At 56.2% G+C, this 23074-nt stretch carries 21 protein-coding genes; 12 read left to right on the forward strand and 9 right to left on the reverse strand.

Features of this window, described 5'->3' with window-relative positions; genetic code table 11:
* Positions 1-20 precede the first annotated feature (20 nt).
* Positions 21-686 carry a 7-cyano-7-deazaguanine/7-aminomethyl-7-deazaguanine transporter gene (locus E5C26_RS01060; protein WP_135314694.1) on the reverse strand — a complete coding sequence of 222 codons (666 nt, stop codon included), beginning with the start codon at positions 684-686 and terminating at the stop codon, positions 21-23.
* Between the two features lie 220 nt (positions 687-906).
* On the opposite strand from E5C26_RS01060, the gene tusA reads away from it, so the two are divergent.
* Positions 907-1152, forward strand: a complete 246-nt coding sequence (gene tusA / locus E5C26_RS01065; protein ID WP_012004676.1) for a sulfurtransferase TusA — start codon at positions 907-909, stop codon at positions 1150-1152.
* Here the strand turns inward: tusA and E5C26_RS01070 are convergent.
* From E5C26_RS01070 to E5C26_RS01085, 4 genes are all read right to left on the reverse strand, one after another.
* The gene (locus E5C26_RS01070; protein ID WP_135314695.1) at positions 1128-2282 is read right to left on the reverse strand and encodes a DUF4056 domain-containing protein; all 1155 of its coding nucleotides are present in this window, start codon (positions 2280-2282) and stop codon (positions 1128-1130) included. The two genes, tusA and E5C26_RS01070, sit on opposite strands and share 25 nt — an antisense overlap.
* Positions 2282-3418: a BamA/TamA family outer membrane protein gene (locus E5C26_RS01075; RefSeq protein ID WP_135314696.1), complete on the reverse strand. Its 1137-nt coding sequence runs from the start codon at positions 3416-3418 to the stop codon at positions 2282-2284. The genes E5C26_RS01070 and E5C26_RS01075 overlap by 1 nt, the downstream gene beginning before the upstream one ends.
* A complete protein-coding gene (locus tag E5C26_RS01080) occupies positions 3418-4488 on the reverse strand; it encodes a hypothetical protein (protein WP_135314697.1) in 1071 nt (356 codons plus the stop codon). The genes E5C26_RS01075 and E5C26_RS01080 overlap by 1 nt, the downstream gene beginning before the upstream one ends.
* A gap of 153 nt (positions 4489-4641) precedes the next feature.
* Positions 4642-6957, reverse strand: a complete 2316-nt coding sequence (locus tag E5C26_RS01085) for a zinc/cadmium/mercury/lead-transporting ATPase (protein WP_135314698.1) — start codon at positions 6955-6957, stop codon at positions 4642-4644.
* 613 nt (positions 6958-7570) lie between these two features.
* On the opposite strand from E5C26_RS01085, the gene E5C26_RS01090 reads away from it, so the two are divergent.
* Together E5C26_RS01090 and E5C26_RS01095 are read left to right on the forward strand one after the other, a co-directional pair.
* Positions 7571-9034 carry a serralysin family metalloprotease gene (locus E5C26_RS01090; protein ID WP_135314699.1) on the forward strand — a complete coding sequence of 488 codons (1464 nt, stop codon included), beginning with the start codon at positions 7571-7573 and terminating at the stop codon, positions 9032-9034.
* A gap of 52 nt (positions 9035-9086) precedes the next feature.
* Positions 9087-9464 carry an AprI/Inh family metalloprotease inhibitor gene (locus E5C26_RS01095; RefSeq protein WP_135314700.1) on the forward strand — a complete coding sequence of 126 codons (378 nt, stop codon included), beginning with the start codon at positions 9087-9089 and terminating at the stop codon, positions 9462-9464.
* Positions 9465-9501: 37 nt separating this feature from the next.
* Here E5C26_RS01095 and E5C26_RS01100 read toward each other — a convergent pair whose 3' ends face one another.
* Positions 9502-10128, reverse strand: a complete 627-nt coding sequence (locus E5C26_RS01100) for a lysoplasmalogenase (RefSeq protein ID WP_135314701.1) — start codon at positions 10126-10128, stop codon at positions 9502-9504.
* Positions 10129-10395: 267 nt separating this feature from the next.
* Between E5C26_RS01100 and E5C26_RS01105 the strand changes: the two genes are divergently transcribed.
* The 5 genes from E5C26_RS01105 to E5C26_RS01125 are packed head-to-tail and all read left to right on the forward strand — an operon-like array spanning position 10396 to position 15541.
* A complete protein-coding gene (locus E5C26_RS01105; protein WP_135314753.1) occupies positions 10396-10653 on the forward strand; it encodes a YtcA family lipoprotein in 258 nt (85 codons plus the stop codon).
* Positions 10654-10659: 6 nt separating this feature from the next.
* Entirely contained in the window at positions 10660-11703 is a 1044-nt protein-coding gene (gene mdtN / locus E5C26_RS01110; RefSeq protein WP_135314702.1) for a multidrug transporter subunit MdtN, read from the forward strand.
* Positions 11704-11712: 9 nt separating this feature from the next.
* Complete coding sequence (locus E5C26_RS01115; RefSeq protein ID WP_135314703.1) at positions 11713-13662, forward strand: FUSC family protein; 1950 nt, start codon at positions 11713-11715, stop codon at positions 13660-13662.
* A 5-nt stretch (positions 13663-13667) separates the two neighbouring features.
* Positions 13668-15152 carry an MdtP family multidrug efflux transporter outer membrane subunit gene (locus E5C26_RS01120; RefSeq protein WP_167796589.1) on the forward strand — a complete coding sequence of 495 codons (1485 nt, stop codon included), beginning with the start codon at positions 13668-13670 and terminating at the stop codon, positions 15150-15152.
* A 23-nt stretch (positions 15153-15175) separates the two neighbouring features.
* Complete coding sequence (locus tag E5C26_RS01125) at positions 15176-15541, forward strand: DUF2500 domain-containing protein (protein WP_135314705.1); 366 nt, start codon at positions 15176-15178, stop codon at positions 15539-15541.
* On the opposite strand, the gene E5C26_RS01130 is transcribed toward E5C26_RS01125, so the two are convergent.
* Positions 15542-15814, reverse strand: coding sequence for a DUF1145 family protein (locus E5C26_RS01130; protein WP_006317223.1), 273 nt, complete (start codon positions 15812-15814; stop codon positions 15542-15544).
* Positions 15804-16424: a 16S rRNA (guanine(966)-N(2))-methyltransferase gene (rsmD, locus tag E5C26_RS01135; RefSeq protein WP_135314706.1), complete on the reverse strand. Its 621-nt coding sequence runs from the start codon at positions 16422-16424 to the stop codon at positions 15804-15806. The genes E5C26_RS01130 and rsmD overlap by 11 nt, the downstream gene beginning before the upstream one ends.
* 224 nt (positions 16425-16648) lie before the next feature.
* Here rsmD and ftsY point away from each other — a divergent pair, with 224 nt between their 5' ends.
* The 4 genes from ftsY (at position 16649) to rpoH (ending at position 21013) form a co-directional block, all read left to right on the forward strand.
* Positions 16649-18220: a signal recognition particle-docking protein FtsY gene (gene ftsY, locus E5C26_RS01140; protein ID WP_135314707.1), complete on the forward strand. Its 1572-nt coding sequence runs from the start codon at positions 16649-16651 to the stop codon at positions 18218-18220.
* A 5-nt stretch (positions 18221-18225) separates the two neighbouring features.
* Positions 18226-18897 carry a cell division ATP-binding protein FtsE gene (ftsE, locus tag E5C26_RS01145; protein ID WP_012004692.1) on the forward strand — a complete coding sequence of 224 codons (672 nt, stop codon included), beginning with the start codon at positions 18226-18228 and terminating at the stop codon, positions 18895-18897.
* Positions 18887-19840: a permease-like cell division protein FtsX gene (gene ftsX / locus E5C26_RS01150; RefSeq protein ID WP_135314708.1), complete on the forward strand. Its 954-nt coding sequence runs from the start codon at positions 18887-18889 to the stop codon at positions 19838-19840. The genes ftsE and ftsX overlap by 11 nt, the downstream gene beginning before the upstream one ends.
* A gap of 315 nt (positions 19841-20155) precedes the next feature.
* Positions 20156-21013 carry an RNA polymerase sigma factor RpoH gene (gene rpoH / locus E5C26_RS01155; protein WP_012004694.1) on the forward strand — a complete coding sequence of 286 codons (858 nt, stop codon included), beginning with the start codon at positions 20156-20158 and terminating at the stop codon, positions 21011-21013.
* Between the two features lie 59 nt (positions 21014-21072).
* Here rpoH and E5C26_RS01160 read toward each other — a convergent pair whose 3' ends face one another.
* The gene (locus E5C26_RS01160) at positions 21073-23073 is read right to left on the reverse strand and encodes a hypothetical protein (RefSeq protein ID WP_240775887.1); all 2001 of its coding nucleotides are present in this window, start codon (positions 23071-23073) and stop codon (positions 21073-21075) included.
* Position 23074: the final 1 nt, after the last annotated feature.

A 23074-nucleotide genomic window follows, 5' to 3' on the forward strand; every position in this document is an offset into this window, starting at 1 on the left:
GCCGCCAATAATAACACGGGTTAGCCCGGTTGCAGGCTGCCGTCGTCCTGGCGTGCGGCGATACGCTTAAGCAGCATATTCAGCAGTACGCCGTACATCGGCAGGAAGAACAGCAGGCAGATCAGCACTTTGAAGCTGTAATCCACCAGCGCGATTTCAACCCAGTTGTTAGCCATAAAGGCGTCGCTGCTCTTGTAGAAGGCAATAAAGAAGAACGACAGGGTATCGCTGATGTTGCCGAGGAACATGGCGGCTGCCGGAGCCACCCACCAGGCGCTGCGCTGACGCAGACGATTGAAAACGTGGACGTCGAGGATCTGACCGAGCACATAAGCCATAAAGCTGGCGACGGCGATACGGGCGACAAACAGATTAAAGCTGCCCAAGGCGGCAAAGCCCTGCCATTCACCCTGATAGGTCACGGTGGAGATCACGTACGAAATGAACAGCGCCGGAACCATCACCGAAAGAATGATACGACGTGCCAGCGGAGCGCCGAAAATACGCACCGTCAGATCGGTCGCCAGGAAGATAAACGGAAAGGTAAAAGCACCCCAGGTGGTATGAAAGCCGAAAATGGACATCGGCAACTGCACCAGATAGTTACTGGAGGTAATGATGATAATATGGAACAGCGATAGCCAGACCAACGCGGTAAGGCGCTGCTGAGCAGTAAACGAATACATGTTGTAGCCTTTTTAATCGTGGGGTGAGGGAACCCAGAATGTCTTGTCTGCGCAACAAAATAAGCGTCGCGGCCGCATGATACGCGTTTGCGCAACCAATGCAATGGTTAAATTTAACGCAAACGTTAACGCATCTTGCACAGAAAAACTACCGGCGTAAACTAGGCGCTAATGAGATGTGGCGAGCGTTCGCCGATCGTTTTCGACCGAGAAAAATTGCATGACTGACTTATTTGCCCAGGCCGACCAGACGCTTGATGCGCTGGGGCTGCGTTGTCCGGAACCGGTAATGATGGTGCGCAAAACCGTGCGCCATATGGATAACGGTGAAACTCTGCTGATTATCGCTGACGATCCGGCAACTACCCGCGACATTCCGGGGTTCTGCCGCTTTATGGAACATACGCTGGTGGCGCAGGAAACCGACACCGCACCTTACCGCTATTTATTGCGCAAAGGGGTTTGACGTTTATCACCGCGTGTTTGCAATATTTGCTGTGCGTCCAATGCCCGAGCATGTAATGCCAGCCCATCGAAATCCAATGGGCGGTAATACTGGGCAGGTGCCGGAAGATTGCGCATGTCATCTGTCGGCCAGAGTTGCAGCTCGCCCAGACTTGCCAGCAGGAACCCCTGAACCTGTAGCGGTATCGTCAGGCGCTGTGGGGCGGTCTTCTCGAACGGAGGCAGCGCGGGCAGGCGATTGCTTCCGGTGGTGTAATCCCGTTTTAACACCAAAAACTTCTCCGGCACCCGGCGATGGCTGTCCCACCAGTCGCCGTCAATACCGTCAAACTGCCGCTGGGTTGCCCTGATGGATACCGCGCCAAGCTGGTGCAGAGCCTGAGGGAGCAGCCTCTCCATGGCGCTGTTGTAGGCAGTGAGAGATACCGCCTGCCCTTGCAAAATTGCATCAATCGCCAATCGTGCTCCCAACAGATTGGAATACAGGTCTTCTGGTGAAAAAGCCGAGACTTCCTCAGAAAACCCCGGCACGGAACGGTAGCCATACCACTGTGCAATCTCATGCCATGCCGCCATTTGAAAAGCGATTTCACCTGCCAAATAGGCCGCCAGCGTATAGCGCTGCGCTGCATCTTGAGGTGGGCTAAAGGCGTTCAACTGTATGCGACGGGTTGCCAGCTCGGGGCTAAGGTCGATATGCCACTGCTGACCCAATCGGGGGAGCAATTGGCTGAACAGAAAGAGGGTATTGTCGGCGGTATCGCGGACGTGTGCGATATCGATAAATCCTCCCCGATGGGTGTAGATCAAGCCCAATTGCTCACTGCCAACGCCCAGCAAGTTGCTGATGGCGTTGAAAGCGCTGTCGTTGTATTGATGGGAGCCTAGCCGATCGGCATCCACCAGGTTACCTAATTGATAAAAGGGTACGGGGATCCCCCAGGCCTGCGCTTTGAGGTTATAGCCAAAGGCGCAGCAGGGACGTAAACCACCCGGTGGTGGCAGTGGCGCGGTCACCGGCCAGACAATCCGGCTTTCAGCGGTGGGTTGCGAAGTGATCAGCGTTTCCAACGGTGTGGCGTGCAGCGAGAGGGGCAACAACAGCAAAAATACCAGTGCGACAGAACGCATTAAAAAGCTTCCCCAACCTGAAAGTAAAACCCGCTGCTTCCACGCCCGACGCCAAAATCGAGCCGTACATTCATTTTCGGTTTGAATTCAAAACGGTAACCCGCACCCAGCGTAGGCAACCAGGGGCCATGGCCCAGATCGCCGGCCTTGCTGCTTAGCGTCCCGGCACCGGCCCACAACACATAACCGTGCCGCCAGTCCAGCTTGCGACGATATTCAACCTGGCTGCTGAACACATTCCTGTCGCGATAGCGGCCTTGATAATAGCCACGCATTCGTTGGTCGTCGCCCAGCTCAGCCAGCCTGTCCCAGGGAACCTCGCCCGTGGTCAGGCGGCTGAAGGCATCCAGCGCCAGCACGCTTTTCGCACTCAAACTGTGATAGGCGTTGTATTGGCCTTCAACGGCATTGAAACGGCTGTCGCCGCCCAACTCAGGGGCAAAATAAGTGTCGCTCAGGCGAAAAAACTGCCCCCGACTGGCATTGGAAACGAAATCACGGGTGTCGTAACTCAACGAACTGCTGACTCCAGAGCTTAGCGATGACACTCCGGCTTTTTGGGCTCTTAACAGGCTGCTGTCACCCCCATCAGGATCGCTGGCATGGGTTGAGGAAAAGTCCCAGCCAATCCCTGCGTAGGTGGCGCTGGCAATACGGTACAACAGCTGTGGCGCTATCTGGAATGACTGCTGAGTGTACTTTTCCTTGTTGCCCTCGTTATGCCCAGCCTGGTGGCCGGTGCCCCAAAAGTAGGTGGGCATATTGTTGAGCGAACCCTCGGCAAAGAAGCGCCATTGGTCGTCAGCGAAAAAACTGTGGTTTTGGAAACCGACACCAAAGGCCCCGGTCGAACTGACAAAGCCTTTTAACGCCAGCGTCGAATTTTGGCTGACGTTGTCATGGCTGTCCGGCCGATAGATCCCAACGATAGCGGTACCGAGGCCAAGACCGAGTTCGGGAGTATAAAACGGGCCGGGCAAGACACCCCAATCGATGGCTTTGCTGCTGTCGAAATGGTTGTCAGACCCCAGAGGGGCCAACATTTCATCTATTTGCTGACGTGACAACAAAGCGGCATCAACACCGGGCAGCAGAACCAACAAGGCCAGGGGTAAACAGCGGAGCGAGATCGCCATCAGAAGCGATATTCACCCGAGACCATAAAACTGTTGCGTTGGCTGAAGCCAAACTCGGTCAACACGTTAAAATGTCTGGTGATCTCATATTGCGTGCCAACCAGGACATTCCATGGGGATTGCAGATGCTGTTTTACCTCGAAACGACCCTCACCTTTCTGATTGGCCAGGGCCATCAGCGATTGCAGTTCGGCCGGCATTCTTAAATCAGACAGGCTGCCTTTGAACTCTTGCTGCACGTCCTGATACATGGTGCCAACCCAGAGGTTTAGATGACTCTGCCCACTGATACCGGGCACCAGGAAGCGATAGCCGACGCGGGGCGATACCGTCAGCGCGGAAATTTGGCCATCGAGGATATCAAAACTGGTGCGGGTGTAGTTGGTATCGACCGAGGCGAACCAGTTGTCATAGCCCCCGACTATCGTGGCGCCTGCGCCATAAGTGGTGCCCTTGAAATCGAGTTTGAAATCCAGATCGCGCAGTGTCCCTTGCTTATTCATGCCGTGTACGACATTGGCGATGATTTTTTCCATCATTCCTGAATGTTGGCTGGGATCGGCATCAACGGAGACCTGGGACAACGAACTGCCTTTGGTATGGCCGACGATGCCGTAAACATTAAGGAATGGCAGCACCCAGGTGTCCAGACGCATGGTTTCCGTTTTGCTCTGTTCGCGGGTTTTGCCCACGTCGATTTTGAACAAATTTGACGGCAGATTGAATGTGTCCCAACCCAAGCCGGTAAAGTTGATGCTATCGACGTTAATATTTTGCCGCATGTTCATGTAATTGACGCCGATCCCGAAGGGTTCCGGCAGGTCATAGCCGCGTGCACGTGCTTCATCCCCCCAGATTGGCAGCAGGCGATGCTCTGGTTGGGGCTGGGCTTCCTCGGTGGTTGTTGCTGTATGGTTGGCGGCGGGTAGCCCTCCCTGGGTAAAGGGGGGGCGCTGGGCCTGGTCGATCAACTGTTGCGTACTGTCGGTTTCAGGCTGCTGTGCAAAGCTCAGGGGCGAGAGCAGGGTCATTGGAACAAATAACAGGTAGGTATAATTAAAGTTTTTCATTATTAGGCTCTTGGCATTTAAGGGTGGGGCATCCTTGACGGTCCCGTCATGCAAGTGCGCGAGAATATAATAAAACCCTACAGTTAATAGTGCATAAAATGCGTCACATCATGCACCCTGTAGTCTGGCGCATGATGTGGTTTTCATAGGTTATTATTGACGTTTCTTCAGCAGCCGCAGGGCGTTGGCGGTGACCAGCGCGGTGGCGCCGGAGTCTGCCAGCACCGCCAGCCACAATCCGGTCAGTCCCAGCAGGGTGGTGATCAGGAATACCCCTTTCAGCCCCAATGCAATGGTGATGTTCTGCCGAATATTGGCGTGTGTCGCGCGCGATATGCGGATCATTTCCGCCACGCCCACCAGCCGGTTATGGGTCAGCGCCGCGTCAGCGGTTTCCAGCGCCACGTCGGTGCCGCTGCCCATCGCGATACCGATACTGGAGGCTTTCATCGCCGGCGCATCATTGATGCCGTCGCCGATCATCGCCGTTGGGCGCAGTTCACTCAGTTCGGTTACCGCCTTCACTTTATCTTCCGGCAGCAGCCCGGCACGGTAATCCAACCCCAGCTCACTGGCAATTGCTGCCGCCGCACGCGGGTTGTCACCGGTTAGCATGACCCCGTTGATCCCCAGCGCTTTCAGTTCGGCAATTGCCTGTTTGGCATCGCTACGCAGCGTGTCGCGCAGCGCCAACAGGCCAATCGGGGCTCCGTCTTCCAGCACCACCACCGCCGTTTTACCGGCGTTTTCCAGCCGTTCCACCTGATGGCTGTCCTGCTCACTGAGCAGGCCTGCGGCTAACTTGGCCGGCGCACTGATCAGTACGGTTCTGCCGTCGATCACGCCTTCCACCCCAACGCCTGCCAGAGCGCGGCGCCCCTGTGCCAGTGGCAGAGGCACGCCATACTGCTCGGCGCGGTTGATAATCGCTTGCGCCAGCGGGTGATGGGAACCGGCCTCTACGGCGGCGGCCAGGGTCAGCAGTTGCTGTTCGCTGATGCCGTTGAGAGGGAGCACATCGGTCACCGTCGGTTTGCCTTCTGTCAGTGTGCCGGTCTTATCGAAGGCGATGGTTTGCACCTGACCCAGTTGCTCCAGTGCCGCACCACCTTTAATCAGTGCACCGCGGCGGGTGGCCGCTGCCAGCCCGGAGGTGATCGCCGCCGGGGTAGAGATCACCAGCGCACAAGGACAACCGATCAGCAGCAAAGTCAGACCGCGATAAATCCAGGTCTCCCAGGGCTCTGAATACAGCAACGGTGGCACCAGGATCACTGCGATGGCCAGCAACATGATGGCCGGGGTGTAGTAACGGCTAAAACGGTCGAGGAAGCGTTCGATCGGCGCACGGCGCTCTTCGGCTTCCTCAATCAGTTGCAAAATACGGTCGATGGCGTTTTTGCCCGGTTCGGAAACCACCTTCATCTGCGCGGCCTGATCGACCGACAAACTGCCCGCTGCGACTTTCTGGCCTTGCTGACGTTCAACCGGCACCGATTCACCGGTCAGGGCACTTTCGTCGAAGCTGGCAAACGGGTTGAGCAGTTCGGCATCGGCCGGCAGGCGGCCGCCGGGCGCGATTTCAATCACATCGCCGGGGCGCAGGCTGGCAACCGGCACGCGTTTGCGCTCCGTCCCCTGCAGCAGCAGGGCGTCTTCCGGCACCAGTTCCATCAACGCCTTCACGCCACGGCGCGCTCGGTTGGCCGCGTAGGACTCCAGCATCTCGCCAACCATAAACAGCAGCAAGACCATCGCCGCCTCGGCGGTGGCACCGATAAACAGCGCGCCAATGGCTGCCACGCTCATCAGGGTTTCGATGGCAAACGGTGTGCCGGAGCGAATCAGTCGCACCGCCTTGGTCGCGACCGGAGCCAGGCCCACCAGCGTGGTGGCGGTAAAGGCAATGCGGCTCAGTTCAGGGTTGACCATGCTGAGCGCCCAACTGACGATCATCAGCGTAGTGAGCAGCAGCAGTGGAGCAAACTCGCCGAGACGCGATGCTTTTGGCTGGTCGGCTTGGGTGGTCTGAGTGCCGAGCAGGGTAAAACCGGCTTGTTTCACTGCGTCTTGAATGCGCAGGCTGATATCAGATTGAGCGTCGACCACCAGTTTTTCCGTGGCGAACAGCACGCGAGCGTTATCGACGCCCGGGAGGGCAGTCACCGCATTTTCAATTTTTTTGGCGCAGCTTGGGCAATCCATGCCGGTGACTTTCCAGCTGTAGCGCTGGCTGCCGGAGAGAGGGGCGGCAGCTAGCCTGTCACTTTCCTCATCCGGATCTTCATGGCTGTCAGCGCTGCACCCGCCGGCACCATGATCGTGCGTATGGCCATGTCCGCTATGGTCGGCGGGACTTTGCTTTTCACTGCTGCAACCGTGCTGGGTTTTGCTGTGGCTGTGGTTGCAACCGCAGCCGCCTTCCGCATGGTGATGTTCCTGATGATTATGCTTTTCATGGTTAGTCATAGCGTCCCCCTCCGGGCCGTTAATGAAGTTCATTGGGCAGACTCTACACCCTGGAGTCAACTCCAGAGTCAAGCGGCGGATGAGAATTATTGCTAACTGAGAGGTGGCGTTATCGCGGGTGGCGCAGGGCCGTTAGACGAAATCAGAAAAGGGTATTCCCTTAAGAATTTAAAAGTCCCGACGGCTAATAATAAAGAGTTATTAATCTATAACTCTTTAGCTAAATTTAACTTTTTGTCACTTTTATGCCAGCACGATCCGCTTGCACCGGCAGGCCGCATTTTTGTTGAAGTTTGTTGCCAACTTATGACGACTAAGTTTCATTTAGATTGTAAAGATCGCCTAAAACCAGCATAAATCGCCTTCGTTGAGAAAATATATAGCTGATTATTTTATGTTCAGTTTTGCACGCCTGCCTATAATTGGAATCGATTACCATTTATGGCGGTAATCTTATTTGCTGATATATATGCATTAATTCTATCTAACACACTGCCGGTAACGGCGCATAAGTCCCTTCCGGTTAATCGGCGGATCCTACTCCGTGGCTGACCGGCAGGTTATGTCTATCTGTCTGATTGATAACGATCAGCTAATGAGTGGAATCGAACCAATGCAATCTACTAAAAAGGCAATTGAAGTTACTGAATCCAGCCTTGCAACTACTGGCTCCGGCTACAATGCTGTAGACGATCTGTTGCATTACCACGAGCGTGGCAACGGGATTCAGGTTAATGGCAAGGACTCATTTTCAAACGAACAAGCTGGGCTGTTTATTACCCGTGAGAACCAAACCTGGAACGGTTATAAAGTTTTTGGCCAGCCGGCTAAATTAACTTTCTCCTTCCCGGATTATAAATTCTCTTCCACCAACGTCGCTGGCGACACCGGGCTGAGCAAGTTCAGTGCGGAACAGCAGCAACAGGCCAAACTGTCGCTGCAATCCTGGTCTGACGTGGCCAATCTCACCTTCACCGAAGTGGCCGCCAGTCAGAAGGCCAATATTACCTTCGGCAACTACAGCCAGGACCGTCCCGGTCATTATGACTACGATACCCAGGCCTACGCTTTCCTGCCGAATACCATCTATCAGGGCCAGAATCTGGGCGGCCAGACCTGGTACAACGTCAACCAGTCCAACGTCAAACATCCGGCCAGCGAAGACTATGGCCGCCAGACGTTTACCCACGAAATTGGTCATGCGCTGGGCCTGAGCCACCCGGGTGAATACAACGCCGGGGAAGGCAACCCAACCTACAATGACGTTACCTATGCCGAGGACACCCGCGAGTTCAGCCTGATGAGCTACTGGAGTGAAACCAACACCGGCGGTGATAACGGCGGGCACTACGCGGCAGCACCGCTGCTCGATGACATTGCCGCCATCCAGCATCTGTATGGCGCCAACCTGACGACCCGTACCGGTGACACCGTGTATGGCTTCAATTCCAATACCGGCCGCGATTTCCTCAGCACTACCAGCAACTCGCAGAAAGTCATCTTTGCGGCATGGGATGCGGGCGGTAATGACACCTTCGATTTCTCCGGTTATACCGCTAATCAGCGCATTAACCTCAACGAGAAATCCTTCTCCGACGTGGGTGGGTTGAAAGGCAACGTGTCTATCGCGGCGGGCGTGACCATCGAGAACGCCATCGGCGGTTCAGGCAATGACGTTATCGTCGGCAATGCGGCCAACAACGTGCTCAAGGGGGGCGCGGGCAACGACGTGCTGTTCGGCGGCGGCGGGGCAGATGAGCTGTGGGGCGGTGCGGGCAAGGATACCTTTGTCTTCTCTGCGGTCAGTGATTCTGCGCCGGGCGCTTCCGACTGGCTCAAGGATTTCCAGAAAGGCACTGACAAAATTGACCTGTCGTTCTTCAACCAGGGTAAATCTAGCAGCGATCAAATCCACTTCGTTGATCATTTCAGTGGCTCCGTGGGTGAAGCGCTACTGACTTATGACGCATCAAATAATGTCAGCGATTTGGCACTGAATATCGGCGGCCATCAGGCGCCGGACTTCCTGGTGAAGATCGTGGGTCAGGTAGACGTCACCACTGATTTTATCGTGTAACAGTGAGGATAACGCCCGGCGCAATCTGGCCGGGCGTTATGCGGGAGCCGATATGAAAGGCAGCTTGGCGTGTGCCGCTATAATGGCGGGAAATATGATGGTAACGGGGGCAGTTATGGCCAGCAGTTTGGTTCTTCCTTCCGCGCAGTCGCTGGCGGGACAATGGCAAGTTGCCGATGCGCAGCAGCAGTGCCAGATCGAGTTTTTGGCCAGCGAGCAGAGTGCAACCAACGGCTATCAATTGGTTGATCGGCAAAATTGCCTGAAGAATGTGTTAACGGCTGAGGTGGTCGGCTGGCGTCCGGCACCGGACGGCATAGCTCTACTCCGGGCTGACGGCAGCACGCTGGCGTTCTTTTCGCGGGATGGGGATATCTATCGCAACCAGCTTGGCGCGGACGACGGCCTGACGCTCAAGGCGCTGGCTTAGTGGCAGCGGGTTCGGCAGCCGAACCCGCCCTGAGTCACTACAGATACAGTGAACGCACAATCAGGAAATGGCCGGAGAAGTAGCAGAAGGCCACCAATGCATCGGCCGCGCGGAAGCTAAAGCGATAGCGATTAAGCAGCCAAATGACATTGGCCAGCAACAGCAGCGAGGTCCCCGCCAGCAGCGAGAAACCGAAATCGGTGCTGCGCATAAAGTATTGCTCCCCCGCCAGCCACACCATCAGCAGTGTCATCGCTACCAGAGTGGCAATCGGCCAGCGCATTTCTTCCAGCCGGGTCCAGATAGTCGCCAGCAACAGCACGCCAATCACCAGCAGCGCCAGTGGCAGCGGCCAAAACAGACTGAAAGTCATCTGGCTGGCGAAACTCAGGGTATACAGCAGACTCGACAGGAAAAATGCGCCGATGGCATACAGCACGCGTTCGCGCGGCAGGAGCAACAGAGCGTCGGCTACCAACGTTGCCAACAGGCCGAGAACGATCAGGTAGCCTGCCGCACCCAGTACTGGCGCTTGCCAGGCCAACAATAACAGCAGCAGCAAGGTCACAGGTTTAAACACCCAACGTTGCCAGCGGGGCCCACGGTAGGAGGCGTCGACGAACAGCCAACCGGAAAAGAATACGGCAAGGAACGGCCAACTCATATGTCTTCCTTATTCGTTATGGGAGCCACAACCTCCGGCTCCAAATTGTCACCAGTGTCACTTCCTGATTGCAGTGTAGGCAGCAGGCCTGCCATCGACAATGCTTTCTTGCGTATGAACTGTAACCTATCTGAGGTTGCAAGAAAGGGACTTTAGTTTCCCCGATTGCCAGGTTAAATACGCCGCAGACTTTTATTTAGCGGTAATGCTGTTTAGACTCGACTTCAGAAAAGAAAATATCAGGGATAGCGCTTGAAACATATTTCCATGCTGGTTCGGCTGCTTGTCGTTTCAAGCGTTTATTCACTCACCGGTTGTTCATTCTCACCGGCAATACCGGTATTCGGTGCAACATTCCCCGGCTGGTTCTTTTGTTTGCTGGGCGGCGCATTCTTGTTGATCCCCTGCCATATGTTGATTGTGCGTAAAGGCTGGCAGGCGCGTTTTTCACCGCTGGTGATTAGTTACCTGGCGCTGATGTTCCTGTTTGCCGCGATCCTCTGGTTCTTACTCTTTGTTAAGTAAACATCTATGACTGATTCCCGTTCCAGTGTATTACGCAAAAAGTGGCCATTGCTGGTCATCGTTCTGGCCGCTATCGTTGCGATGATCTTGTTGATATGGCAGCTACAGACTTCGCCGGAAACCAACGACGCCTATGTCTATGCGGACACCATCGACGTGGTGCCGGAAGTGAGCGGACGGATTACCGAGATGCCCATTCGGGATAATCAGCGGGTGAAAAAAGGTGACCTGCTGTTCCGTATCGATCCCCGCCCTTATCAGGCCATGCTGGACGATGCCATTGCCCGGTTGGCCACGCTGGATGCCCAGATTGGGCTGACGAATCGCACGGTCAAAGCGCAGGAGTATAACGCCCAGTCTGTTGCTGCCGCCGTAGCCCGCGCCCAGGCGTTAGTTAAACAGACCACCTCCACCCGCACTCGCCTTGAACCTCTGGTCCCTCAGGGGTTCGCTTCTCAGGAAGACCTGGATCAGGCCAGAACGGCAGAAAAAGCGGCTCGCTCAGAACTGGCAACCACCCAATTGCAGGCGAAACAGGCGGCCGCGGCGGTCACCGGTGTGGATGCGATGGTCGCGCAGCGGGCAGAAGTGATGGCCCAGATTACGTTGGCTGAACTGCACCTGGAATATACCGAGGTACGGGCTCCCTTTAATGGCGTGGTCGTGGCGCTGAAGACCACCGTCGGTCAGTACGCCTCCGCTTTAAAGCCGGTATTTACCTTAATGGATGACGACCACTGGTTTGTCATCGCCAACTTCCGGGAAACCGATCTGCAAAATATTCGCGCCGGCGTACCGGCACGAATAACGGTAATGACCAATCACTCCAAAACCTTCGACGGGGTGGTGGACTCTATTGGCGCCGGTGTCTTGCCCGGAGAAGGGGGCAGCGTGATCGGCGGTTTGCCGCTGATTCAAAAGAGCATTAACTGGGTTCATGTGTCGCAACGTTTCCCGGTGAAGATCGCCATTACTCATCCGGACCGCCAGTTGTTGCGCATGGGAGCGTCCGCCAGCGCGGTTTTATTGCCTCGAACCGAGTCTGAGTAAGGGCGGCGCGTGCAGAATATCGGGCAATATCTGAGCCGAGAGTTACGCGCCACGCCTGGCAGGGGGGGTTATACCCTGCGTTTGACGCTGAGCTGTGCGGTGTTGATCACGCTGTTTATGACGCTGCAGATCCCTTTCCTGGCCGTGGCGCTGATCGTGGTTTTCTATGTCAGCCAGCAAAACGTCCTGATGATCAAACTGATCGGAATAGTTTTCCTGATCACTATCAGCGTCGCCATCGGCGGTATCCTGCTGATTTTCAAATGGACCTATGATTATCCGCTGATACGGCTGGTGGCTTCGACGCTGCTGTTTTTCTGCGCCATGTATCTGATGAGGGTGCTGGGCAAGCTGGGGCTGGCATTTTTTGTCGTCGCTCTGTCGGTGATTTATGCCCAGACATTCCCTTCCATGACCAGCGAAAGCGAAGTTCTGGTACGGCTGTTGCTGTGGCTGTGGGTGGCGATCAATACCGCTATTTTGGTTACGCTGCTGGTCAATGCCTGTTTTTATCAGGCCTTTCCCGGCTATCAGTTCAAAGCCCTGCTGGCACAGATGCTTCGCCAAACGTCTGCACAATGGGCCCGTTTGGGCGACAACCTCAGGCTGGAAGGGCAACCGAAGCTGCTGGATGTGGCGGCGCAATTTTCCCGTTTGCAATTGCTGCATAAGCTGGCGGGGCGTTCCAGTGCCGAAATCAGCAATGATCCGGAGAAATGGCAGTTGCTCATGGCGGCAGCCAGCCGTTGTTACCACCTGACTGCGCTGCTTCAGCAGGGTGAAAATGACCCGCAAGTCCAACAACAAGCCCGTAAACTCTCTGGCGTGCTGGCCGATTTGGCGGAACATTTCGATAGCGACGTTGTACCGGCCCAAATGGAGATGCCGGCTGCAAGCGACAGCGCAAACGTAGCCATTTTGCTGGAAATGACGCGAACCTTGACTCGTCTGGCTCAGGGCGAGGCGATCCCCTTGCGAACTGAAGGGCAAGTGAAAGAGCCTTTGCTGTTGCCGGATGCCTGGTCAAATCCGGCCTACCTGCACTTTGCCCTGAAGACGCTGCTGGCGACCCTGATCTGTTATGTGTTTTATACTGCGACAGACTGGCAGGGGATACACACCATTATGTTGAGCTGCGTTATTGTGGCCCAGCCTGGGTTGGGTGCCACTATGCAGAAGACGCTGTTGCGTATTGGCGGGGCATTGCTGGCGACGCTGCTGGCGCTGGTATGTATCGTCTTTATTCAGCCCCATACGGATTCCCTCACCGGGTTGTTGGCGATGGCGCTGCCGGTTATGGCTCTGGGAGCCTGGCTGGCGGCCGGCTCCGAAAGAATCGCCTACGCGGGTATCCAGATCGCCTTTACTTTTTCCCTGGCTTTCTTCAGCTGGTTCGGGCCGTTGTATAACCTGACGGAATTGCGCGATCGGGTTATCGGTATCCTGCTGGGGGTATTGGTTTCATCGATTGTCCATCTTTACCTGTGGCCAGACAGTGAGGCTCCGCAGTTAAAAGCGCAGTTGGCGCGCCTTTATCGTCAAATTGCCGACTATCTGACGGCAAAAGAGGGTGAGGCTAATATAGCGCCGCTGTTGCAGACCCTGATGAAAACCGAAACCCTGATCGGTCGGGTCTCCGCAGAGCCTTTCAATACCTACGCCCATCCCTATCCGCAAGCGAAAAGTTGGCCGATTAACGCCGCTTTTATGCAGGCTCAGGAAATTGTGCGGTTGAGTGAAGGGTATCGGCTGTACAGGGCGCCAGGGGATACTTTCCTGCCCCAGTGCGCGCAGCTGTTGCGCAGCTACGCCGATAACATAGAGCAGCCTGGCGCTGCTGCAATATTGACGCCGGTGGAACGAAACAGGCCGATAAATCCTTTTTTATATCCTCTGACACAGGCGGTGCAAACTTTGCCTGACTGGCGGCAGCCTCATCTTTCCGAGAATAAGCAATGAAAATTATGATGATGGCAGGAGGCCAGCCGCGCCTCGCGCCGCTAGTGCTGAGTTTGAGCCTGCTGCTGAGCGGGTGCGCATTAATTCAGGACGATCCCGGTCAGGTGACCATAGTCAATCCGCAGCAGGCGCAGTTATCGCAGGTGATTCATTTGGCTCACAGCGGGTGGCCGGCGGCCAACTGGTGGGAGGGCTATCATGATGCTCAGCTCAATATGCTGGTCAACCGCGCATTGCAAAACTCACCGACCATGCAGGCGGCTCGCCTGCGCATTAGTCAGTCTCAATCCTCGGTCGAACTGGCTCAGGCGGCCCAGGGGCTTCAGGCCGTGGGGGTTGCGGCCCAGAATCGGGTGAGAGTAACCGATCGCAACTTTACCTGGCCCTACTCATTTTCGCTGCCCGCGGACCGCAATGGGCCCTGGTATACGCTCAATACCGTCGGCGTGGGTGCCACCCTGGATATCGATCTATGGGGGGCGGATCGCGCTCAGGTGGCTGCCGCCATCGGGGAGAAAAATGCTCGAACAGCGGAGACGGCCGGTATCGAACTGGATCTTGCCAGCAGTGTCGCACAGCTCTATTTCGCCATGCAGAGCAGCTTCCAGAAGATTGCGCTGCTCAATCAACTGGAGTCCATTGCCCGGTTATCGGTGCAGGCCCACGAAAATCGCGCCGCACGCGGGCTGGAAGATAGGGTTGATATTGCCAACGCGCAGGCTGAACTGCTGGCGGCACAACAGCAGGTGATTACCGAACAGGGGATGTTGACCCAGTATCGTGAAACGCTACGCGCCCTGATAGGGGCAGATGCGCACAATATGCCGAGTATTCATCCGGTTGACCTGCCGGTGCTGCAGGAAACCCTGCCGACTTCCTTGTCTTTCGAACTGTTGGCCAGACGTCCGGACCTGCAAGCATTGAGCGGTTATGTGACCGCTTCTTTAAGCCGGGTCGATGCGGCCAAGGCGGCCTTTTACCCGCATTTTGATATCAAGGCCTTCTGGGGATATAACGCCTTAAGCGTGGGTGACCTGTTTAAATACTCCTTCCAGCAGATCAATATTCTGCCCGGCTTGCAGCTGCCTTTGTTCGATGGTGGCCGGCTGAACGCCAATCTGAAATCGGTCCGTACGGCCAGCAACATTCTGATAAAGCAGTATAATCAGGCAGTACTTGATGCGGTGCGTGATGTGGCCATCAGCTCGAGCCAACTCAATGATCTCAATCAGCAGGTCATGCTGCAGCAGCAGAAAGTCAGCGCCGCCATGGCCACCACGGAGAGTGCGGGCGCTCATTACCAGCGCGGGCTGGCCAGCCGTTACGCTGCTGAGGAAGCCCGGCGAGCCACTATCGCGCAGCAGTTGTTGTTACTGGATATTCAGGCGCAACGCCTCAGCACCGACATTACGTTGATTAAGTCGCTGGGGGGCGATTATCGTGGCCAGACAGTGACCAGCGATGCGGTGGCCACTGCCCAGCCGCACTAAATTCTGAACATCAGGGAGCCAAGATGAGCAAACCGCCACTGTTTTTTGTCGCCGTGATTGCGTTGATTGCCGTACTGGCCACGCATCGTTATTTTAACCAGCGCCGTACTGCGGCGGAAAACGACCGCGCGCCGGTTCGCAGCCTGCAGGTTACGGTGAGCGAGAAACGTGAGTTCCCTGCCTCAAATAACCGTTCACGCCAGCGCGAGCATATCGTCAATGAGGCAATGCGCTATGAAGTGGTGTTCCACCCGCAGCGTGGGGGAGAGGACATCACCCTGCGGCTGAAGCAGTGGCAGTACAATCCGATTGAAAAGGGCGCGCAGGGTACGCTGAGCATGCAGGGAACGCGCTACCTCTCCTTTACCGTTCAACCGGCGCCGCAATAATTATTTTCTTTTGATTGGCGGCTGCTTTTTCTGCCAGGCCAGCAGTTCGAAAACGCCAAAAATGAAGATCTTGGCTTCCTGCCAGTAGCTTATCGGCTGATCTTTCGGTTGCGTGGATTTCAGCAGCACCAGTTGTAACCCGTGCATCACCACCATAAAGAACAGCGCCACGTCGATGAAGTACTTCAGCGGCTTGGGAAATGGGTGAAACAGATTGGAGAGCAGAAAGCCCCATACGCACAGCATCAGCAGGCGACCCAGATTAATCAGCATTGTCGGTTTTCTCTTGAGAACGGATATAAAGACGGTAAGCCACCTGACCGGCGACTTTTTCACGGTGTAGCTGCCAGTTGGCCGGGACGTCGGTGGCGGCGCTTTCGGCTTCGGCTTCTACGTAGATCCAGGCTTCATCGGCCAGCCAGCCCTGTTGTTCCAGCAACGTGACGGTTTCCGCCAGCAGCCCTTTGCGAAAAGGCGGATCGAGGAACACCACGTCAAACGGTTGGGCATTTTTCGCCAGCCAGCTCAGCGCGTTGGTATTGACCACATGACCTTTGCCTTGCAGCAGCGCCAGATTCTTTTCCAACTGCTGCGCCACCGGGCGTTCGAACTCCAACAGCGTAACGCTACCGGCATAGCGGGACAGCGCTTCCAGGCCAAGTGCGCCGCTACCGGCGAAACAATCCAGGCAGCGTGCACCCTGGATCACCGGCGCCAGCCAGTTAAACAGGGTTTCACGGACGCGATCGGTGGTCGGACGTAACCCTGGGCTATTGGGCACCGGCAGTTTCCGTCCGCGCCATTGGCCGCCGATAATACGGATCTGTCCGGCCGCAGCCTGAGGCGGTTTTTTTGCCGACGCCCGTGGCGATATTCTTGTCATAGATTTGCTTTATTTCTGTTTGGGGCGGTGAAAGCCGCACAAGTTAACGAAAAGTTGTCCCTATTCTACCGGTGAGACGCGCCGGGGGAAAACGGTAAAACTTTGTTGCCTGATTTCACAGTGGAAAGCATACCGGATGCGTGTTGCTGCGCGAGGGAAAGTGATAGACTCGGCGGAATAATTGTCAGTATAAGCAAGCCTTCGGTACGGAGTAGAGTCATAACATGGCAAAAGATAAGAAACGCGGGTTTTTCTCCTGGCTGGGCTTCGGCCAGAAGGAAGAAGAGCAACAGCAACCTGAGACGGCGGTAGAACCGGCGGAAAATCAGGCCGTGGAGACCCCGGCTGAACCGGTTGCTCCCAAGCTCGATGACCAGCTCCCCGCCCAGGAATCTGAACCTGCTGCTTCCGTAGAGACCCCAGGAGAATGGGACGGTAGCCTGACCGGTGAGCATATCGCCGAAAGCGTGCCGGTGGTTGCCGAGCACCCTGCAGCGGCACAAGCGCTGGCGGAAGAGATTGTTACTATCACCGAACAGGTGGCGGCAGAGCAGCAGCCGGCGGCAGTGGAAGACATTGTTGAACCCGTTGCCGAAGTTGAGCCTGAAACGGTTGCCGTTATTGAACCTGAACCGGTTATTGTGCCAGAGCCAGAGCCAGAGCCAGAGCCAGAGCCAGAGCCAGTCGCTGTGCCTGAACCGGAAGCGATCGAGCCTGAACCTGAGGTGATTGCGCCAGAGCCAGAACCAGAGCCTCTGCCGGCCAGCGTGGTGCTGGAGCCGATTATCGTCGCCCCGGCCGTTATTGAAGAGATTGAAGAACAACAACCTGAGCTGCTGGCCCCTGCGGTGACTCAGGAGCAGGAACGCCCGACCAAAGAAGGTTTCTTCGCCCGCCTGAAACGCAGCCTGGTGAAAACCAAACAGAATCTGGGTTCCGGTTTTATCGGCCTGTTCCGCGGCAAGAAAATCGATGACGATCTGTTTGAAGAGCTGGAAGAACAGCTGCTGATTGCCGATGTCGGCGTGGAAACCACGAGTAAAATCATTACCTCCCTGACCCAGCACGCCAGCCGCAAGCAGTTGAAAGACGCCGAGGCACTGTACGGCAAGCTGAAGGAGGAAATGTCTGAAATTCTGACTAAAGTTGATCAGCCGCTGGATGTTGGCGGTAAAAACCCGTATGTCATTCTGATGGTTGGCGTGAACGGCGTGGGTAAAACCACCACCATCGGCAAGCTGGCCCGCCAGTTCCAGGCGGAAGGCAAGTCGGTGATGCTGGCGGCGGGGGATACCTTCCGTGCCGCCGCGGTGGAACAACTGCAGGTATGGGGCGAACGTAACCGGATCCCGGTGATCGCGCAGCATACCGGCGCAGACTCCGCTTCGGTGATTTTTGACGCGGTACAGGCTGCCAAGGCTCGTGGCATCGACGTACTGCTCGCCGATACCGCAGGGCGTCTACAGAATAAAGCGCACCTGATGGAAGAGCTGAAGAAAATCGTCCGCGTCATGAAAAAACTGGACGACCAGGCCCCCCATGAGGTTATGCTGATCCTTGATGCCAGCACCGGACAGAATGCTGTCAGCCAGGCGAAATTGTTTAATGAAGCCGTAGGCTTAACCGGTATCACACTGACTAAACTGGACGGTACCGCCAAGGGCGGGGTGATCTTCGCCATTGCCGATCAGTTTGCTATCCCGATACGCTATATCGGCGTTGGGGAAGGCATCGAAGATTTGCGGCCGTTTAAGGCCGACGATTTTATTGAGGCACTTTTTGCCCGAGAGGATTAATACGGATGATTCGCTTTGAACAGGTCAGTAAAGCTTATCTGGGCGGACGACAGGCACTGCAGGGGGTAGATTTCCATCTGCGCCCGGCAGAGATGGCGTTTCTGACCGGCCATTCCGGCGCGGGTAAAAGTACCCTGCTGAAACTGATTTGTGGCATTGAACGGCCGAGCGCCGGCCATATCTGGTTTGGTGGCCACGACATCAGTCGCCTGAGAAACAGTGAGGTGCCGTTCCTGCGTCGTCAGATCGGCATGATTTTCCAGGATCACCATCTGCTGCTGGATCGTACGGTGTATGACAACGTGGCGATGCCGCTGATCATCGCCGGTGCCAGTACCGAAGATATCCGCCGCCGCGTTTCCGCCGCGCTGGATAAGGTCGGGCTGCTGGATAAGGCGAAAAACTTCCCAATCCAGCTTTCCGGTGGTGAGCAGCAGCGCGTGGGTATTGCCCGTGCGGTGGTGAACAAACCGGCGGTGCTGCTGGCGGATGAGCCAACCGGTAACCTGGATGATGCGCTGTCGGAAGGCATTCTGCGTCTGTTTGAAGAATTTAACCGTGTTGGCGTGACCGTGCTGATGGCCACCCATGACACCGGGCTGATTGCCCGTCGCAATTACCGCACTCTGCGTCTGAGCCAGGGGCGTATGGCTGGAGGAGCGCATCATGGCGAATAACGCAAAAACCGCCAAGAGCAAAGCGCTGCGCGGTGGCTGGCGTGAACAATGGCGTTACGCCTGGATGAATGCCATCAAGGACATGCTGCGCCAGCCGTTGGCAACGCTGTTGACGGTGATGGTGATTGCAATCTCCCTGACACTGCCGAGCGTGTGTTACATCGTCTGGAAAAACGTCAGTACTGCGGCGACCCAGTGGTACCCGACACCGCAGTTGACGGTTTATCTGGATAAATCCCTCGATGACGACGCGGCGGTGAAAGTGCTAGACGTCATCAAGGCGGAAGCCGGCGTCGAGAAAGTGAATTACCTGTCGCGTGAAGAAGCCCGGGGCGAATTCCGCAACTGGTCCGGCTTTGGCGGCGCACTGGATATGCTGGAAGAAAACCCGTTGCCAGCGGTAGCTATCATCACGCCGAAAATGAGTTTCCAAAGTTCAGACACCCTCAATACCCTGCGCGATCGCGTAGCCGCGGTACAGGGCGTGGATGAGGTCAGGATGGACGACAGCTGGTTTGCCCGCCTGGCGGCGCTGACCGGGCTGGTGGGCCAGGTGGCTGCGATGATCGGCGTGCTGATGATTGTGGCGGTGTTCCTGGTGATCGGCAACAGTGTACGGCTGAGCATCTTCAGCCGCCGTGACACCATCAACGTGATGAAGCTGATCGGTGCGACCGACGGTTTTATTCTGCGGCCTTTCCTGAATGGCGGGGCGATGCTGGGCTTCTTTGGCGCGTTGCTGTCGTTGCTGTTGTCCGGGGGCATGGTGTGGCGCCTGGAGTCGGTGGTTACCGGCGTGGCCAAGGTGTTTGGCACCACCTTTACCCTACACGGTCTGGGTTGGGATGAAGCCTTGCTGTTGCTGATTGTCTCCGCGATGATCGGCTGGATCGCAGCCTGGTTGGCGACGGTGCAACATTTACGTCGATTTACACCACAATAAAGTTTTTTGGTATACTCTTCTCCTGCTGCTCCGAGCGTGTTGTGGGAGAAGAGCTACCGGCATCAACCCAAGCTCCATCATGTCTCTTCTTTGCGCACAAATTCCCTATCGGCCTGAGTCTTCGTCACGTATTGTCATGCACAATACGATCGAAAAATTGTGAACCAATAGGGCGGAACACGGTCAAAATCTGCAGCAAAATGTTATGGTGCCCGGCGTGTGGACCGCTTTTGCAATAGCAACTGCCGTAGAATCAATCAGTTCCCCGCCGTGATAAATCACCTGCATGACCTGTTTTTTCAAGAGAGGGTTTGAATGACCAAAGAAATGCAAACTTTAGCTTTAGTGCCCCAGGGCAGTTTGGAAGCCTATATCCGGGCCGCCAACACCTATCCGATGCTGACGGCAGAGGAAGAGCGGGAGCTGGCTGAACGGCTGCATTATCAGGGCGATCTGGAAGCCGCTAAGCAGCTGATCCTGTCTCACCTGCGCTTTGTCGCTCATATTGCCCGGAATTACTCTGGTTACGGCCTGCCGCAGGCGGATCTGATCCAGGAAGGTAATATCGGCTTGATGAAAGCTGTTCGCCGCTTCAACCCAGAGGTTGGGGTGCGCCTGGTTTCCTTTGCGGTGCACTGGATCAAGGCAGAAATTCACGAGTACGTACTGCGTAACTGGCGTATCGTCAAAGTTGCTACCACCAAGGCACAGCGCAAGCTGTTCTTTAACCTGCGTAAAACCAAGCAGCGTCTGGGCTGGTTCAATCAGGACGAGGTGGAACTGGTGGCCCGTGAACTGGGCGTGACCAGCAAGGACGTACGCGAGATGGAATCCCGCATGGCGGCACAGGATATGACTTTCGATCCAACGCCGGACGACGACGCCCGTGAAGGCCAGTCGATGGCGCCGGTGCTGTACCTGCAGGATAAAAGCTCTGACTTTGCCGAAGGTATCGAAGAAGATAACTGGGAAAGCAACGCCGCAGACAAACTGGCCTACGCGATGGAAGGCCTGGACGAGCGTAGTCAGCATATTATTCGTGCCCGTTGGCTGGACGACGATAACAAGTCCACGCTGCAAGAGCTGGCCGATCAGTATGGCGTTTCCGCTGAGCGTGTCCGTCAGTTGGAAAAGAATGCCATGAAGAAACTGAAAATGGCGATCGAAGCCTAATCCCGCGTAAGCGTTAAAAAGCCCGGCTAGCCGGGCTTTTTTGTGCCTGAAATTCGGCGCTATGGCGTAACGGCAGCGAAGTCTGGTGCCGGGCAGCTATAGCCAAACTTGTTGGCCCAGGGATAGCGAGATCCGGTGTTGATATAGCGCTGATACAGTGCCTGACCGGTTTTTGCATCACGTTTGATCACCCAACCGGCGGCATTACACAAGACGGCGGCATAGGCCTGGCTTTTTGGCGGCAGCAAATCGGCGGCCTGCAGGGCCAGGTTGACCGCCTGCCAACGATAGTGCAGGAAGCGATTGTCCTGCGGCGGCAGTGCCGCTTTAGCCCGCGCCGCCTGTGCGCTGCTGATCCAACTCTTATGTTTGAGTTCACGGGTATCAAACGCATCTCCCAGATAGGAATAACCTGCGTCATAAATCGCGTAATCCGGCGTCATCTCGTAACCGGTGAAGGTTAGCCCTTGTGTGCGCAGTAGCGTGGCCGCCTGATAATAGGCTTTGGCGCGTGCCAGTTTGTCGGCGGTTTTGTCCTGTGCCGTTTTCAGCGTATCGGCGTACTGTTGCGCCACCTGGCGATAATTAGGGGGGTCAAAATAGCCCATGGCCTCTTGAGGACGTCCGGCGCGCATCAGTCGCCGCGCCAGCAGCTCGCGCAACTGTACCTCCGGTGTCAGTGGCTGGCCGCTGTACTCGTCCGGATTGACCGGTTTGAGCGGTGTAGTGGGCGCGGGCGCATGCTTATCGACAAAGCCTTTCAACTCGTCGACGGTCAGCACCCGTTCGGCCACGTCGGCGACGTCGGCCCAATAAATATCTTTGCCGCGATACAGGAAATCCATCGCTTGTAGATAGTCGCCGCGATCCAACGCCAAAATTGCCTGTTCCCCTGCCACCCGACACTCGGGCACGATGGTTTCTTGTACAAAATCCGCATTGCGCTGCTCGCCCCAGCTTTCACTGGATGGAAAAGCGGCCGCCGCTTTGGCGTAGTTTGCGGTAGCGGTTTTAATATCACCGTCACGCAGCGCCATCTTGGCGCGCAGCCACCAGGCCAGGCCACTGTCACCGGCGTGTTTCAGCAGGCTGGCCGCCATCGGATATTGTCCGGCGCGGTAAGCCAAAGCTGCCAACCGGTCGCTGCCGCTGAAGCCGCTTTTCACCGAGGCGTCCAACAGCGTCAGAATTTGGCTGACGATCTGCGTTGAGCGGCTACCGGTGCCGTCAGTGTCGGCCATTTGCAGATTACTGCTGCGGGCGAACAGTTCGATAGTGACCAATTGCTGGATCAGCGGATCGATAATCGCCTGTTTAAGCGTATCGAAGTGGTCAGGATTGACCAGGTAACTGGAAACGTACTGCAACGACAGTCCGCCGCCTTGATCGCCCTGCGCCGCCTGTTGGGCATACAGCCGCGCCGCCTGAGTCACGTCATTGAGCCACAGATGGATACGTGCCTGCTGGCCGAGACTGCTCAGCGCCAGTTGATCCGGATCGGCCGTGCCGCTTTTCACTCGCTCAATCACCTGCTGGAAAGCCGCCAGCGCTTGCTCCAACTGCGGTTTTGCCGGGTGTTTGGCCGTCGCAGCCGGTTCGCCACTTTCGTTATCTGGCGTGCCGTGATCGCCCATCAGCAGTCGGCCGAGTGAGTATTGCGCTCGCAGCCCCCAATCGCCCTGTTCTGCTGCGGGTAACGTCAGTACCTGCTGGAAGTATTCGCCGGCACGCGGATCCTGACCGGCAAAGGCCACTGCGCCCAGTTGGTACAGGCGAGCGGCATCAGACAACCCCTGAGTATTGACTGCATCGGCTTCTTCAACCGTTTTGGCGGCGCGCATTTTGCCGATGATGATGGTTTCCGGCGACTGCGGCATCGGTTTCGGCGGCATAGGCGGCGGTGGTGCTTTCCATAACGGCAGCTGTTTATCCACCGCAACCAGGCGCCCGGCCTCAAAGGCAAAGTTACCTTCCGGCATGTACAGCAGCGTGCCATTGCGATCGACCAGCAACCGGTTAGGGAAATCCGGCCCGCAGGCGTAGCCGTTAATCGGCATCATT

The sequence above is a fragment of the Serratia proteamaculans genome, from assembly GCF_004684015.1.
GTDB lineage: Bacteria > Pseudomonadota > Gammaproteobacteria > Enterobacterales > Enterobacteriaceae > Serratia > Serratia proteamaculans_F.

Excerpts from the sequence above, each read along its gene's own strand:
- E5C26_RS01060 (WP_135314694.1), bottom strand. The coding sequence starts at position 686 with ATGTATTCGTTTACTGCTCAGCAGCGCCTTACCGCGTTGGTCTGGCTA.
- tusA (WP_012004676.1), top strand. The coding sequence starts at position 907 with ATGACTGACTTATTTGCCCAGGCCGACCAGACGCTTGATGCGCTGGGG.
- E5C26_RS01070 (WP_135314695.1), bottom strand. The coding sequence starts at position 2,282 with ATGCGTTCTGTCGCACTGGTATTTTTGCTGTTGTTGCCCCTCTCGCTG.
- E5C26_RS01075 (WP_135314696.1), bottom strand. The coding sequence starts at position 3,418 with ATGGCGATCTCGCTCCGCTGTTTACCCCTGGCCTTGTTGGTTCTGCTG.
- E5C26_RS01080 (WP_135314697.1), bottom strand. The coding sequence starts at position 4,488 with ATGAAAAACTTTAATTATACCTACCTGTTATTTGTTCCAATGACCCTG.
- E5C26_RS01085 (WP_135314698.1), bottom strand. The coding sequence starts at position 6,957 with ATGACTAACCATGAAAAGCATAATCATCAGGAACATCACCATGCGGAA.
- E5C26_RS01090 (WP_135314699.1), top strand. The coding sequence starts at position 7,571 with ATGCAATCTACTAAAAAGGCAATTGAAGTTACTGAATCCAGCCTTGCA.
- E5C26_RS01095 (WP_135314700.1), top strand. The coding sequence starts at position 9,087 with ATGAAAGGCAGCTTGGCGTGTGCCGCTATAATGGCGGGAAATATGATG.
- E5C26_RS01100 (WP_135314701.1), bottom strand. The coding sequence starts at position 10,128 with ATGAGTTGGCCGTTCCTTGCCGTATTCTTTTCCGGTTGGCTGTTCGTC.
- E5C26_RS01105 (WP_135314753.1), top strand. The coding sequence starts at position 10,396 with ATGCTGGTTCGGCTGCTTGTCGTTTCAAGCGTTTATTCACTCACCGGT.
- mdtN (WP_135314702.1), top strand. The coding sequence starts at position 10,660 with ATGACTGATTCCCGTTCCAGTGTATTACGCAAAAAGTGGCCATTGCTG.
- E5C26_RS01120 (WP_167796589.1), top strand. The coding sequence starts at position 13,668 with ATGATGATGGCAGGAGGCCAGCCGCGCCTCGCGCCGCTAGTGCTGAGT.
- E5C26_RS01125 (WP_135314705.1), top strand. The coding sequence starts at position 15,176 with ATGAGCAAACCGCCACTGTTTTTTGTCGCCGTGATTGCGTTGATTGCC.
- E5C26_RS01130 (WP_006317223.1), bottom strand. The coding sequence starts at position 15,814 with ATGCTGATTAATCTGGGTCGCCTGCTGATGCTGTGCGTATGGGGCTTT.
- rsmD (WP_135314706.1), bottom strand. The coding sequence starts at position 16,424 with ATGACAAGAATATCGCCACGGGCGTCGGCAAAAAAACCGCCTCAGGCT.
- ftsY (WP_135314707.1), top strand. The coding sequence starts at position 16,649 with ATGGCAAAAGATAAGAAACGCGGGTTTTTCTCCTGGCTGGGCTTCGGC.
- ftsE (WP_012004692.1), top strand. The coding sequence starts at position 18,226 with ATGATTCGCTTTGAACAGGTCAGTAAAGCTTATCTGGGCGGACGACAG.
- ftsX (WP_135314708.1), top strand. The coding sequence starts at position 18,887 with ATGGCGAATAACGCAAAAACCGCCAAGAGCAAAGCGCTGCGCGGTGGC.
- rpoH (WP_012004694.1), top strand. The coding sequence starts at position 20,156 with ATGACCAAAGAAATGCAAACTTTAGCTTTAGTGCCCCAGGGCAGTTTG.
- E5C26_RS01160 (WP_240775887.1), bottom strand. The coding sequence starts at position 23,073 with ATGATGCCGATTAACGGCTACGCCTGCGGGCCGGATTTCCCTAACCGG.